The organism is Methylobacterium sp. Ger2507, assembly GCF_055231875.1.
Map to the genome: position 1 here is coordinate 270,280 of NZ_JBUYVC010000001.1, position 12,154 is coordinate 282,433.

Genomic DNA, 12,154 nt, shown 5'->3' on the forward strand with positions numbered 1-12,154 from the left:
CACGCGGACGAGCCTCGCAAAAGAGGCCGCCCCCGGACAGGAGCGGCCCAAGTCGAAGGAGGAACACCCACGCGGGTGCCGCACGCGACGCAAAGGGGGGCGTGGGTCGCGTGCTGCGCGGCAACAGAGTTCGCCACGCCCCGTTCCACGTTCCGGGCACAAGGTTGCTTTTCGGGTGTTCGCGCGCCGTCGCCTCGAACGGGGCCGCTACGGCGCCGCGCCGTCCGCCTTCTCCTGGAGCGCCGCATCGTACCCGGCGGTCCACTGCCCATGCGCTTCGGTGCCCTCCGCATAGGGGCAATCCTCACGGCGCAGGCCCTTGCCGGGTGCGTAGAAGCCCAGGGCGTAATGGTCGAGATTGTCGTCTGGCGGCTCGGTCATGGGAAGCAAGGTAGGGCGCCGGGTGGCCGCTCCAAGCGGTTTTTCGCTGGCTTGGGAACGCAATCGCGACAGACCGGCGTCGGCCCCTCGCGGACCGAGCGCATGCAAGGTCCATCGCCAAGACTATCCGCGAGCGTCCTGCCGGCCGCGTTTCAGTTATCTCGGCCAGATGCGCGCCAAGAGCGATAACGAGTTCTAAATCGGAATACTTGATCGAAGCGAGTGTCGGACCGACCCCGTCTCACAGCGAGCCTGCGCTCAAACCTTATCGATCACATGTGTTGTGCGGATCAGCGGCTGAGCCAGCTGATGGTGCCCAGGAAAGGACTCGAACCTTCACCTCTTGCAAGACTGGTACCTGAAACCAGCGCGTCTACCAATTCCGCCACCTGGGCTCGTCGGGGCCGCTTGCGGCGCCGACGCGGATTTCGTTTAGGCGGGGTGGGGCCGGTCGTCAATCCGGATTGTGCGGGATTTTCGACCGGCCCTTCGATTGTGGCTCAGGCGTCGCTGCGCCACTCGCGGATGTCGACGAAGCGGCCGGCCACCGCCGCCGCCGCCGCCATGGCGGGGGAGACGAGGTGGGTGCGGCCGCGATGGCCCTGGCGGCCCTCGAAGTTGCGGTTCGAGGTCGAGGCGCAGCGCTCGTTGGGGCTCAGGCGATCGGCGTTCATGCCGAGGCACATCGAGCAGCCCGGCTCGCGCCAGTCGAACCCGGCCGCCTTGAGGATGCGGTCGAGGCCTTCGGCTTCCGCCTGTTGCTTCACGAGGCCGGACCCCGGCACCACCATGGCCGAGACGTTGGCGTGGACCTTGCGGCCCTCGACCATCTGGGCCACCGCCCGCAGGTCCTCGATCCGGCCGTTGGTGCAGGAGCCGATGAACACCCGGTCGAGGGTGATGTCGGTGATCTTCGTGCCGGGGGTCAGGCCCATATAGTCCAGGGCCTTCTCCTTCGACTGGCGCTTGTTCTCGTCGGCGATCTGGGCCGGGTCGGGCACGGCGCCCAAGATCGAGACCACGTCCTCCGGGCTGGTGCCCCAGCTGACGATGGGCGGCAGATTGGCGGCGTCCAGGCGCACCTCGCGGTCGAAATATGCGCCCTCGTCGGTGACCAGACTCTCCCAGTAGGCCCTGGCGCGGGCGAAGGCCTCGCCCTTGGGCGCCTTCGGCCGGCCCTCGACATAGGCGTAGGTGGTGGCGTCCGGCGCCACCAGGCCGGCGCGGGCGCCGCCCTCGATCGACATGTTGCAGATCGTCATCCGGCCCTCCATCGAGAGGGCGCGGATGGCCGAGCCGGCATATTCGATGACGTAGCCGGTGCCGCCGGCCGTGCCGATCTCGCCGATGATCGCCAGGATGATGTCCTTGGCCGTCACGCCGGGCGGCAGGGTGCCGTCGACGCTGACGCGCATGTTCTTCGCCTTCTTCTGCAGCAGCGTCTGGGTGGCGAGCACGTGCTCCACCTCCGAGGTGCCGATGCCGTGGGCGAGCGCCCCGAAGGCGCCGTGGGTCGAGGTGTGGCTGTCGCCGCACACGATGGTCTGGCCCGGCAGGGTGAAGCCCTGTTCCGGCCCGATCACGTGGACGATGCCCTGGCGGCGATCCAGCGCGTCGTAGAACTCGATGCCGAAGTCGCGCACGTTCTCGGCCAGGGCTTCGAGCTGGATGCGGCTTTCCGGGTCCTCGATGCCGAAGCGGCGATCGGAGGTCTGCACATTGTGGTCGACCACCGCGAGGGTCTTCTCGGGATGGCGCACCCGGCGCCCGGCCACGCGCAGACCCTCGAAGGCCTGGGGGCTGGTGACTTCGTGGACGAGGTGGCGGTCGATGTAGAGGAGCGTGGAGCCATCGGGCTCGACATCGACGACGTGGTCGTCCCAGATCTTGTCGTACAGGGTGCGCGGCGCGGTCATGGCGTGGCTGTTCTGGTTGTTCGTCAAAAACGGATCGGCGTGTTCCTTTAGTAGTGTTCCAAGGCGCGCAGCGAAAGGTGCCTCGCGCGAAACCGCGGCGTTGCTTGCATCGGGCGGATGGCAGCCCGGAGGCGGCCGCATGAAGCCCGCGCAGCGCGCGAGAAGCCCGCGCAGCGTGAAAAGAGCCCGCGCGGCGCGCGATGATCCCGCCCGGTGCTGTTCGGGCAGGTCACTGGACCGGTCCGGACCGCGCGCCTAAAGCTGTCGCCATCGTCCCCGGTCCGGGGGCCGCGCCCTCACAAGACACCGTCGCCGAGATCCGCCGCATGCAGCCCGTCGACATCCTGATGCTGAAAGCGATGCATCCCGACGTCATGGACGCCGTCGCGCAGCGCTTCACCCTGCACCGCCTCGACACCGCCCCCGACCCGGACAGGTTCCTGGCCGAGATCGGCCCGCGCATCCGCGGCCTGGCGACGGGCGCGCAGGGTCCGGTCGACCGGACCCTGCTGGCGCGCCTGCCCGGCCTCGCGATCGTGGCGAGCTTCGGGGTCGGCTACGACACCATCGACACGGCGGCGGCGGCCGAACGCGGCATCGTGGTGACCAACACCCCCGACGTGCTCACCGACGAGGTGGCCGACCTCGCCGTCGGTCTGCTGCTGGCGACCGTCCGTCAGATCCCCCAGGCCGACCGGCACCTGCGCGCCGGGCACTGGCCGAGCCGGACCTACCCGCTCACCCCGACCCTGCGCGGGCGCACCGTCGGCATCCTCGGTCTCGGGCGGATCGGGCGCGCCATCGCGCGCCGCCTGGAAGGCTTCGGCGTCGCCCTGGCCTATCACGGCCGGCGGCCGCAAGCCGACATGCCCTACGCCTACCACCCCACCCTCCTGGGTCTGGCCGAGGCCTCCGACGTGCTCCTGGTGGTGGCGCCCGGCGGCCCGGACACCCACGGGATCGTCGACGCGGCGGTGCTGGCGGCGCTCGGGCCGCAGGGCCTGCTCATCAACGTCGCCCGCGGCAGCCTCGTCGACGAACCGGCGCTGATCCGGGCGCTGCAGGCGGGCACGATCCTGGGCGCCGGCCTCGACGTCTTCGCGCACGAGCCGCACGTGCCGCCGGACCTCGTGGCCATGGACCAGGTGGTGCTGCTGCCGCATGTGGGCTCGGCCTCCGTCGAGACCCGCGCCGCCATGGGCCGGCTCGTGGTCGACAACCTGACGGCGTTCTTCGACGGCCGGGGGCCGCTGACCCCCGTGCCCGAGACGCCCGTGCCCGAGACCCCCCTACCTGAGACCTCCTGGACCGGGGGGACCCGCGCATGAGCCGCGCCGTCGTGGTCAGCCGCGCTCTGCGCCTCGCCGGCTTGAGCGCCACGCTCCTCGTCCCGGCCCTGCCCGCCGCGAGCCAGGAGACGGCGCCCGGACTGGCCGAGCCGGCGACGCCGGCAGAACAGGCGAGTTCCGCCGCCGGGACGCCCTTCGTCGAGAGCCTGCCGCGCGACATCGCCGGGGTGCCGGGGACCTGGGACCTGTCGCGCGACGGCAGCACCCGGCGCTGCGTCCTGACCCTGTCGGGCGCGAGCGGGCCGGCCGGGCGACGCCTGTCCTTCCCGGCGGGGTGCCGCCGCGCCCTGCCGATCCTCAACGGCGTCGCCGGCTGGCTGTTCGCGGACGGCAACCTCCGGCTCGTCGACAAGGATGTCCGGCCGGTGCTGCAATTCGCCGCCCGGGTCGATGCCCGCAGTCTGGTGGCGGCCGCGGGCGAGGAGCATTTCAGCCTCGTGCCGCTCCAGATCGTCGCGATGGTGCCGCCGACCGATGCGGTGCCCACCAGCCCCGGCGCCGGCAGCGCCGCCCCGGACGCCCGCAGCGCCGCGCCGGCCCAGCCCGAGCCGGCCGGCGACGCCCCGGCGCCCGGCATCTATGCCCTCGACCGCTACCGCGAGCAGGACGTCTGCCGCATCGCCCTGACGCCCGGCACCGCGCCGGCCCCGGTCCGCATCCTCGATTCCTGCCGCGACGGCGGCCTCACGGTGTTCGATCCGGTCTCCTGGCGCTTCGCCAACGGACACTTGACCCTCAACGCCCGCCGCGGCCACGCCGTGAACCTGATCGCCGCCGGCGACGGGCGCTGGCGCCGCGACCCGGAGGTCGGCACCACCTTCGTGCTGCGCCGGGTCGAGGGCGCGGCCCCGTAGGTCCTCGTCTCTGATACTTCCACCCCGAGTTCTTCCACCCCGAGTTCTTCCACCCCGAGTTCTTCCACCCCGAGTTCTTCCGCCCCGAGTTCTTCCGCCCCGAGTTCTTCCGCCCCGAACGCCTCCCGAAGTCCCGCGATTGCCCGACCCGATGCCCCTCACCGTCGCCGCCCTGTACAAGTTCGTCGCCCTGCCGGACGTCGCCGCGCTGCAGGCCCCGCTCCAGGCCCTGTGCGAAGGGTTCGGGATCACCGGCACCCTGCTGCTGGCGCCGGAGGGCCTGAACGGCACGGTGGCGGGCTCGGCCGAGGCGATCGCGGGCTTCCTCGCCGCGCTCCAGGCCGGACCGCCGTTCGGCGACCGCCTGCACGGCCTCGAATGCAAGCTGTCCCGGGCCGAGGCGCCGCCGTTCCGGCAGCTCAAGGTCCGGGTCAAGCGCGAGATCGTCACCTTCGACGACGGCGCCACCGATGCGGCCGCCGGCGCCGGCACCCCCGTGGCGCCGGAGGCCTGGAACGCGCTTCTCGACACGCCCGGCCTGCTGCTGATCGACACCCGCAACGCCTTCGAAGTCGCCCTCGGCAGCTTCCCCGGCGCGGTCGATCCGGGCATCACCCGGTTCAGCGCCTTTCGCGATTACGTCGCCGGCCTCGATCCGGCGGCGCATCCTCGGGTCGCCATGTTCTGCACCGGCGGCATCCGCTGCGAAAAGGCCGGCGCCTACATGCGCGCGAAGGGTTTTGCCGATGTGCGCCATCTGGCCGGCGGCATCCTGCGCTACCTCGAGACGGTGCCGGAGGCCGAGAACCGCTGGACCGGCGACTGCTTCGTCTTCGACGGCCGCATCGCCCTGGGGCCTGCCCTGGTGGAGCGGCCCGACCACGCCCCGGAAACCCTGCGATGACCGACCTCTCCGCCCGCATCGACGCCCTGGAGATGCGCCTGACCGAACAGGACGTGGTGATCGACGACCTCAACACCACGATCACCGCCCAGTGGCGCCAGATCGACGCCCTCACCCGGCAGATCGCCAAGCTCGTCGAGGAAGTGGAGCAAGCCTCCCACCGCCCCGGCTCGGGCGCACCGGAACCCCCGCCGCCGCATTATTGAGCGGTCGGGCATCCGGCGACCTCATCCGCCCGCACGGCATGGGCGCAGTCCGCGGGTCGATGTCGCGCAAAGCCGGCGCGCGCAGGCCACGGCAGCCAAGAAAGAATCGGCAGCACCCCGTCATCCCGGGGCCGCGGAGCGGAGCCCGGGATCCAGACACGCAGGTGATACACGACTTTGCACGGTCAGCGGCTCTGGATTGCGCGCCGCTGGCGCGCCCCTTCGGGTCCGGGCTCGCCTGCGGCGCCCCGGAATGACGGTGCGGTGCCCTCTGCCGCTGCGTTGCCTGTGAAAAGCGCGCCCCCAGTCGGGCGGCACCCGACCGTTCCCTCCTCCGTCGCCCCTATTGTCGCCTCATCAGCGGCCGGCCACGTCCGCTTCGGGAGGCCGAAGGCTGCGCGGGGCCCCTCTGCTTGCCGGAGAGGGGGCAAGTCGGGGCGCGCATGGATCGTCTCCCTGCCACAGAGGGGGCAGGGACGACCCGCGACTTCGCCCCCTACCCCCCGACGCTCGCCTGGCTGACGAACTTCGTCGTCAGGTAGGCCTCCAGCGCCTCCGAGCCGCCCTCGCTGCCGTAGCCGGATTCCTTGACGCCGCCGAACGGTGTCTCGGGGAAGGCGAGGCCGTGGTGATTGATGCCGACCATGCCGCTCTCGATCCGGGCGGCGGCTTCGACGGCCCGGGCCGCCGAGCGGGTATAGGCGTAGGCGGCCAAGCCATAGGGCAGCCGGTTGGCCTCGGCATAAGCGGCCGCGTCGTCGGAGAAGCGCTGGATCAGCGCCACCGGGCCGAAAGGCTCCTCGTTCATGATGCGGGCGCTCACCGGCACGTCGCACAGCACGGTCGGTGCGAAGAAGGTGCCGCGATTGCCGATGCGCTGGCCGCCGGTGCGCAGCGTGGCACCCTGCGCCACGGCATCGGCGCAGAGCGTTTCCATGGCCTCCAGGCGGCGGGCATGGATGAGCGGCCCCATGGTGGTCTCGGGGTCGAGCCCGTCGCCGACCTTGCGGCCCTCGGCGAAGGCCACGAAGCCATCGCGAAACCGGTCGTAGACGGAATCGTGCACCAGCATCCGGGTCGGCGCGACGCAGACCTGGCCGGCATTGCGGAACTTGTTGGCGCCGAGCACGGCCACGGCTTTGTCCACGTCGGCATCCGCGAACACGATCGCGGGCGCGTGGCCGCCAAGCTCCATCGTCGCCCGCTTCATGTGGCGCCCGGCCAAAGCGGCGAGTTCCTTGCCCACCGGAGTCGAGCCGGTGAACGACATCTTGGCGATGACCGGATGCGGGATGAGGTAGCCGGAGATCGCGGCCGGATCGCCGAACACGAGGGAGAGCACGTCGCCGGGCACCCCGGCATCGAGGAAGGCCCGGATCATCGCGGCGCAGCTCGCCGGCGTGTCCTCGGGTCCCTTCAGCACCACCGAGCAGCCGGCGCAGAGGGCGGCCGCCACCTTGCGCACCGCCTGGTTGATCGGGAAGTTCCAGGGCGTGAAGGCGGCCACCGGCCCGACCGGCTCGCGCAGCACCATCTGGACGACGCCGTCCGCCCGCGCCGGGATGATGCGGCCATAGGCCCGGCGCCCTTCCTCGGCGAACCAGTCGGTGACGTCGGCCCCGGCCAGGATCTCGACCCGCGCCTCGGCCAGCGGCTTGCCCTGTTCCAGGGTCATGATGCGGGCGATGGCCTCGACCCGCTCGCGCAGAAGATCGGCGGCGCGGCGCAGCACCTTCGCGCGCTCGAAGGCCGAGACCCTGCGCCAGAGGGCAAAGCCGCGCGCGGCGGCCGCCAGCGCCCGGTCGAGATCGTCGCGGGTCGCGACCGCCAGCGTGCCCAGGGTCTCGCCGGTGGCCGGGTTCAACACCGGCAGGGTCTCGGCGCCGGACCCGTCGGTCCAGCTCCCGGCGATGTGCAGCGTCACGTTCGGATACGTCATCGGCGGCTCCCGCATGGCGATGGAGCCGGTTTGTCCGCCCATCCCGCGCCGCCCGCAACCCTTATCCCGCGATGGCTGGGGCGCCTGACGCGGGAAGCCGCGGGACGCATCACGCTGCACCGACGACTCACCCTGCCGTGGATCGCGCCGCCGTGGATCGCGCGGCCGAGTCCCTTCAGGCGGCGATGCGCTCGGCGGCGCTGGCGCCGGTGACGACGACGGAGCCGCCGATTCGCGCCTGCAGGGTGGCGCCCTTCGGCACCACGGTCCAGCCGTCGCGGCAGCCGTCGATCGGCTCCGACACGACGACGAGGCCGGTGTCGGTCTGGCGGTAATACAGGCTGGGCGGGCTGCTGTCGCAGGCCCAGCGGAAGGCCGTGAGGGTGTCGCCATCGGTGACGACGGCGGTGAAGCGCAGGGGCTCGGTCGCCTCGGCGGCCCGCATCAGCTCGCGCACCGTGGCCAGGGTCTTGTGCATGGCGCCGACCGGGTCCTCCGCGAGGCCGTTGGCCAGGGCCAGCAGGAAGATCGCCTCGGAATCGGTGCTGCCGCGTCGCTGGTCGTAAAGCGCGTCGGGGATCAGCGCCTCGATCCGGCGCTTGATGCGCCCGTAGCCGCCGATCTGGCCATTGTGCATGAACAGGTGCCGACCGTGGGCGAAGGGATGGCAGTTCGCCCGGGTGGTGGCGGTGCCGGTCGAAGCCCTCACATGGGCGAAGAACATCCGCGCCCGCACCTGCTGGCAGAGGTTGACCAGATTCTCGTCCGACCAGGCCGGGCAGACGTCGCGGTAGAGGCCGGGATCGACCCGCTCGCCGTACCAGCCGATGCCGAACCCGTCGCCGTTGGTCTCCGTCTTCGCCTCGGCCGCGTGAAGCGACTGGTAGACCAGCGAGTGCGTCGGTGCGCAGACGAGGTCGGTCAGGAAGACCGGCTCACCGGAATAGGCGAGAAAGCGGCACATGACGGACAAACACCCCCTGATCCCAATGACCCGCCGAACCGACCGCCGCCCCTAGGGCAGCGTCCGTCTCATGCAACCACGTCCACAGGCTCGATGGTCAGGTTCGAGCGAACATGGTGAATGCATCGTTAACGTGAGCACCGGTCTCGACCTCCTGCGAGGCGAGCCATGCAAGAGACGCACCGCTCTCGCGCCGGGAGGGGCGAGCCGCCCCCATCCACTCCCCCATCCTCATCACGGGAGCCCGGCGGGAATACGGCGAAGACCGATTTTTCGACCGCGGGAACCACAGAGCCGGCTCAGCGATTCGGATTCTGATCGGTCAGACTGTGCCGATCAGCCTCTCGCCGTTCAAACGCTCGCCATTGGGACTCTTGCCGATCACACCGTGGCGGCGCAGCATCACTGCGAAAGAATCAGCGCCGCGACAGGGTCGCGACGGACAGGATCACCGCGAATTCCGTCGGCACGGGCCGCAGAAAGCCGTCCGCCGACCGTGTGCTGCGTCACGTTCATCCCGGCTCATTGCCCGGCGCCCGTTCCCGCGCCCCTTTCGTTCAGAAACCCAGATGCCCGACGAGGAGACTCCATGGATCGCTCACACACCCCCTGCCCGATCGCCCTCGTGGTCGAGGACGACGCCGACGTCCGCAATCTCGCCACCGCGGTTCTGGAGGAGAGCGACCTCGACGTGATCGCCTGCGACACGGCCGAGGCCGCGATCTCCGTGCTGGAGCGCTCCGGCGGCAACGTCGCCCTACTCTTCGCCGACGTGCGCCTCGGCTCCGGCATGGACGGCATCGCCCTCGCGAGCACCGTCGAGCGGCGCTGGCCGGACGTCCGGGTGGTGCTCACCTCGGGTGGCGATGCGCGCGGCGGCGGCAGCCTGCCGGCCCAGGCGGTCTACATGCAGAAGCCGTGGCGCGCCCTCGATGTGCTGGTCCAGGCCGAGCACGCCGCCGAGGCAGCCCGGGCCGCCTGAGACGGGTCCTCCCGGACGGGTCAACCCACGCGAAAAAGCCCGGCCGCCGAGCGGCCGGGCTTTTTGCAGATCGATGGGACACGCAAGGCGACGGCACGGGGCGGGCGATACGTCCCGCCGCGCCGCGCTGCGGCGTCAGGCGTTGCCGGCGGGCGGCAGCACGGTCGGGGCCGTCGGGGCGAACGGCGAACCACCCGGACGACGCGGCGCACCGGCACCGAAACGGGGCTTCGGCTTCGGCGCGGCGATCAGGCCCTCGCGGATCGCGGTCTTGCGAGCCTGCTTGCGGGCGCGGCGCACGGCCTCAGCCTTCTCACGTGCCTTGCGGACGGAGGGCTTCTCGTAAGCCTTGCGCTGCTTCATCTCGCGGAAGATGCCCTCACGCTGCATCTTCTTCTTCAGGACGCGGAGGGCTTGGTCGACGTTGTTGTCGCGAACGAGTACCTGCAACGGTTTCAATCCTCTGAAACGGTGTTTGTTGGGCGGCGCCGACCCTTGAGACCCGAACGGAGCCCCGCGACGCGAACTGCAAAACGTCCCGGACCCAGGATTACCCCGGGCGGGACGTCCGTCAGACGGCCTCGAATCGGCGCAGAAACTGCACTTGGGGCAGGCTCATACACCAACCGCCCGCGAGTTCCAACACGCCTTGCGACGGGTCGACGGCATTGTGGCGCTCGGAGTGCGCCGCCGGTCGGCGTCGGGTCGCGCCCGGCACGGCACGGGGATGCTGAGAACAGACGCCGGACATCCTGAAGGATCGCAGTTCTCAGGCGACAGGACAGTGCTGAATCGCTGCGCCGGAGCCTTTATCGTGCGGATGAAGATTTGGATTGATCGCCCACAGCTTTCCCGCAGTGAACGTTGAGGTTCGGAACCGACCTTTGGTTGCTGCATCGTCACGAAACCCGGCCCAATTTTCCAATAATTAATTTTTGTATGCAACATTCTTTGAGCAACACGGCCGCTCTTCGGACGGGACGGCGCGCAGTTGCGGCATGAATCCTTCAGGGTTCTCACGTTGGGGCGACGGATGTTGGGTCTGCGGAACAAGGCGTCGGTTGAGACGGACGCGAAGCTGGCGGCCCTGGACAAGTCTCATGGCATCATCGAATTCAATCTCGACGGAACCGTCATCACCGCCAACGAGAACTTCCTGGCGGTGATCGGTTACCCGCTGGCCGAGATCCGGGGCCGGCACCACAGCCTGTTCGTCGCGCCGGGCGAGCGCGACGGCGCCGCCTACGCCGCGTTCTGGGCGAGTTTGCGCGCGGGCACCTATCAGGCCGCGCAGTACCGCCGCATCGCCAAGGGCGGGCGCGAAGTCTGGATCGAGGCGTCGTACAACCCGATCCTCGACCGCGCCGGCAAGCCCTACAAGGTCGTCAAGTTCGCCACCGACATCACCCGGCAGAAGATGCAGGACGCCGACCGCGAGGGTCAGATCGCCGCCCTGCACAAGGCCCAGGCGGTGATCTCGTTCTCCCTCGACGGGGTGGTGCTCGAGGCCAACCCGAACTTCCTGGCGGCGGTGGGCTACAGCCTGCCGGAGATCGTCGGCCAGCATCACCGCATGTTCGTGCGGCCGGAGGAGCGCGACAGCCCCGCCTATGCGGCGTTCTGGGCGAGCCTGCGCGCCGGCACGTATCAGGCCGCGCAGTACCGCCGCATCGCCAAGGGCGGCCGGGAGATCTGGATCGAGGCCTCCTACAACCCGATCCTGGACGCGGCCGGGCGCCCCTACAAGGTCGTCAAGTTCGCCACCGACATCACCGCTCAGGTCACCCTCCTCGACGACCTGAGACGGCTGATTGCCCAGAACTTCGGCGAGATCGACAGCGCCGTGCTGTTGTCCAACACCCAGACGCGGGACGCCGAGACGGCGGCCGGCACGACCGCGGACAACGTCCAGACCATGGCGGCGGCCTCCGAGGAACTCGCCGCCTCGGTCGCCGAGATCTCGCAGAGCATGACGCATTCGCGCGCCGCCACCGAGGCCGCCCAGGGCCAGGTCGCGGCGGCCGCCGCCGAGACCCGGCGGCTCACCGACGCCGCCAGCGCGATGACCGGCATCGTCGGCCTGATCCAGAGCATCGCCGGCCAGATCAACCTGCTGGCGCTCAACGCGACGATCGAATCGGCCCGGGCCGGCGAGGCGGGCCGGGGCTTCGCGGTGGTGGCGCAGGAGGTGAAGAACCTCGCCAACCAGGCGGCCCGCGCCACCGAGCAGATCGCGGCCGAGATCGACAACGTCCAGGCCGTCTCGAAGGAGGTCGGCGACGCCCTCCAGACCATCCAGGGCTCGGTGGCCCAGATCGGCGACTATGTCGTCAGCACCGCGGCGGCGGTGGAGGAGCAGAGCGTCGTCACCCAGGACATGTCGGGCAACATGCAGCACGCCGCGAGCGCGGTGGCGGCGATCTCCCAGAACATCCAGGCGATCGCGCAGTCCATCGGCGACGTCTCCCGCGCGGTCGGGACCACGAAAGACGCGGCGCGCGTCCTCGCGCGTTAGAAATGGTCAGGGATCAGGGGAAACCGGTGATCCCGACCAGACAAACGAAAACGAAAGACTCGCGAAAACGAAAGACTCGCGAAAACGAAAGACTCGCGAAAACGAAAGACTCGCGAAAACGAAAGACTCGCGAAAACGAAAGAC

The 12,154-nt window shown here is 70.1% G+C and carries 12 protein-coding genes and 1 tRNA gene; 6 read left to right on the forward strand and 7 right to left on the reverse strand.

Annotation, left to right across the window (positions count from 1 at the left end):
• Nucleotides 1-207 precede the first annotated feature (207 nt).
• The 3 genes from ACV7NL_RS01305 to leuC all read right to left on the reverse strand — a co-directional run bounded on the left by ACV7NL_RS01305 (nucleotide 208) and on the right by leuC (nucleotide 2,297).
• On the reverse strand, nucleotides 208-381 hold the full coding sequence (locus tag ACV7NL_RS01305; protein ID WP_056182098.1) for a hypothetical protein: 174 nt from the start codon (nucleotides 379-381) through the stop codon (nucleotides 208-210).
• 310 nt (nucleotides 382-691) lie between these two features.
• Nucleotides 692-776 (reverse strand) — tRNA-Leu (locus ACV7NL_RS01310).
• Between the two features lie 105 nt (nucleotides 777-881).
• Nucleotides 882-2,297: a 3-isopropylmalate dehydratase large subunit gene (leuC, locus tag ACV7NL_RS01315; protein ID WP_463354710.1), complete on the reverse strand. Its 1,416-nt coding sequence runs from the start codon at nucleotides 2,295-2,297 to the stop codon at nucleotides 882-884.
• Between the two features lie 326 nt (nucleotides 2,298-2,623).
• On the opposite strand from leuC, the gene ACV7NL_RS01320 reads away from it, so the two are divergent.
• Nucleotides 2,624-3,625 (forward strand): 2-hydroxyacid dehydrogenase, encoded by a 1,002-nt coding sequence (locus tag ACV7NL_RS01320; RefSeq protein WP_463354711.1) that lies wholly within the window; start codon nucleotides 2,624-2,626, stop codon nucleotides 3,623-3,625.
• A complete protein-coding gene (locus tag ACV7NL_RS01325) occupies nucleotides 3,622-4,500 on the forward strand; it encodes an AprI/Inh family metalloprotease inhibitor (protein ID WP_056182089.1) in 879 nt (292 codons plus the stop codon). The genes ACV7NL_RS01320 and ACV7NL_RS01325 overlap by 4 nt, the downstream gene beginning before the upstream one ends.
• Here ACV7NL_RS01325 and ACV7NL_RS01330 read toward each other — a convergent pair.
• The gene (locus ACV7NL_RS01330; protein ID WP_156633916.1) at nucleotides 4,382-4,726 is read right to left on the reverse strand and encodes a hypothetical protein; all 345 of its coding nucleotides are present in this window, start codon (nucleotides 4,724-4,726) and stop codon (nucleotides 4,382-4,384) included. The genes ACV7NL_RS01325 and ACV7NL_RS01330 overlap by 119 nt on opposite strands.
• On the opposite strand from ACV7NL_RS01330, the gene trhO reads away from it, so the two are divergent.
• Both trhO and ACV7NL_RS01340 read left to right on the forward strand, forming a co-directional pair.
• A complete protein-coding gene (gene trhO / locus ACV7NL_RS01335) occupies nucleotides 4,652-5,404 on the forward strand; it encodes an oxygen-dependent tRNA uridine(34) hydroxylase TrhO (RefSeq protein ID WP_056182086.1) in 753 nt (250 codons plus the stop codon). The two genes, ACV7NL_RS01330 and trhO, sit on opposite strands and share 75 nt — an antisense overlap.
• On the forward strand, nucleotides 5,401-5,610 hold the full coding sequence (locus tag ACV7NL_RS01340) for a SlyX family protein (RefSeq protein ID WP_056182084.1): 210 nt from the start codon (nucleotides 5,401-5,403) through the stop codon (nucleotides 5,608-5,610). The genes trhO and ACV7NL_RS01340 overlap by 4 nt, the downstream gene beginning before the upstream one ends.
• Before the next feature lie 496 nt (nucleotides 5,611-6,106).
• On the opposite strand, the gene ACV7NL_RS01345 is transcribed toward ACV7NL_RS01340, so the two are convergent.
• Both ACV7NL_RS01345 and ACV7NL_RS01350 read right to left on the reverse strand, forming a co-directional pair.
• Nucleotides 6,107-7,549: an NAD-dependent succinate-semialdehyde dehydrogenase gene (locus tag ACV7NL_RS01345; protein ID WP_056182280.1), complete on the reverse strand. Its 1,443-nt coding sequence runs from the start codon at nucleotides 7,547-7,549 to the stop codon at nucleotides 6,107-6,109.
• Nucleotides 7,550-7,724: 175 nt separating this feature from the next.
• On the reverse strand, nucleotides 7,725-8,513 hold the full coding sequence (locus ACV7NL_RS01350; RefSeq protein ID WP_056182082.1) for a class II glutamine amidotransferase: 789 nt from the start codon (nucleotides 8,511-8,513) through the stop codon (nucleotides 7,725-7,727).
• Nucleotides 8,514-9,102: 589 nt separating this feature from the next.
• Here ACV7NL_RS01350 and ACV7NL_RS01355 point away from each other — a divergent pair.
• Complete coding sequence (locus ACV7NL_RS01355) at nucleotides 9,103-9,495, forward strand: response regulator (protein ID WP_056182079.1); 393 nt, start codon at nucleotides 9,103-9,105, stop codon at nucleotides 9,493-9,495.
• Nucleotides 9,496-9,630: 135 nt separating this feature from the next.
• Here ACV7NL_RS01355 and rpsU read toward each other — a convergent pair whose 3' ends face one another.
• Nucleotides 9,631-9,945 (reverse strand): 30S ribosomal protein S21, encoded by a 315-nt coding sequence (rpsU, locus tag ACV7NL_RS01360; protein ID WP_055957071.1) that lies wholly within the window; start codon nucleotides 9,943-9,945, stop codon nucleotides 9,631-9,633.
• Between the two features lie 583 nt (nucleotides 9,946-10,528).
• Here rpsU and ACV7NL_RS01365 point away from each other — a divergent pair.
• Nucleotides 10,529-12,010 carry a methyl-accepting chemotaxis protein gene (locus tag ACV7NL_RS01365; RefSeq protein WP_056182077.1) on the forward strand — a complete coding sequence of 494 codons (1,482 nt, stop codon included), beginning with the start codon at nucleotides 10,529-10,531 and terminating at the stop codon, nucleotides 12,008-12,010.
• The last annotated feature ends 144 nt before the right edge of the window (nucleotides 12,011-12,154 follow it).

Bases quoted from the DNA above. Each gene is read 5' to 3' on its own strand.
- ACV7NL_RS01305 (WP_056182098.1), bottom strand. From the start codon at position 381: ATGACCGAGCCGCCAGACGACAATCTCGACCATTACGCCCTGGGCTTC.
- ACV7NL_RS01350 (WP_056182082.1), bottom strand. From the start codon at position 8,513: ATGTGCCGCTTTCTCGCCTATTCCGGTGAGCCGGTCTTCCTGACCGAC.
- ACV7NL_RS01345 (WP_056182280.1), bottom strand. From the start codon at position 7,549: ATGACGTATCCGAACGTGACGCTGCACATCGCCGGGAGCTGGACCGAC.
- ACV7NL_RS01340 (WP_056182084.1), top strand. From the start codon at position 5,401: ATGACCGACCTCTCCGCCCGCATCGACGCCCTGGAGATGCGCCTGACC.
- trhO (WP_056182086.1), top strand. From the start codon at position 4,652: ATGCCCCTCACCGTCGCCGCCCTGTACAAGTTCGTCGCCCTGCCGGAC.
- ACV7NL_RS01325 (WP_056182089.1), top strand. From the start codon at position 3,622: ATGAGCCGCGCCGTCGTGGTCAGCCGCGCTCTGCGCCTCGCCGGCTTG.
- ACV7NL_RS01365 (WP_056182077.1), top strand. From the start codon at position 10,529: ATGTTGGGTCTGCGGAACAAGGCGTCGGTTGAGACGGACGCGAAGCTG.
- ACV7NL_RS01320 (WP_463354711.1), top strand. From the start codon at position 2,624: ATGCAGCCCGTCGACATCCTGATGCTGAAAGCGATGCATCCCGACGTC.
- leuC (WP_463354710.1), bottom strand. From the start codon at position 2,297: ATGACCGCGCCGCGCACCCTGTACGACAAGATCTGGGACGACCACGTC.
- ACV7NL_RS01355 (WP_056182079.1), top strand. From the start codon at position 9,103: ATGGATCGCTCACACACCCCCTGCCCGATCGCCCTCGTGGTCGAGGAC.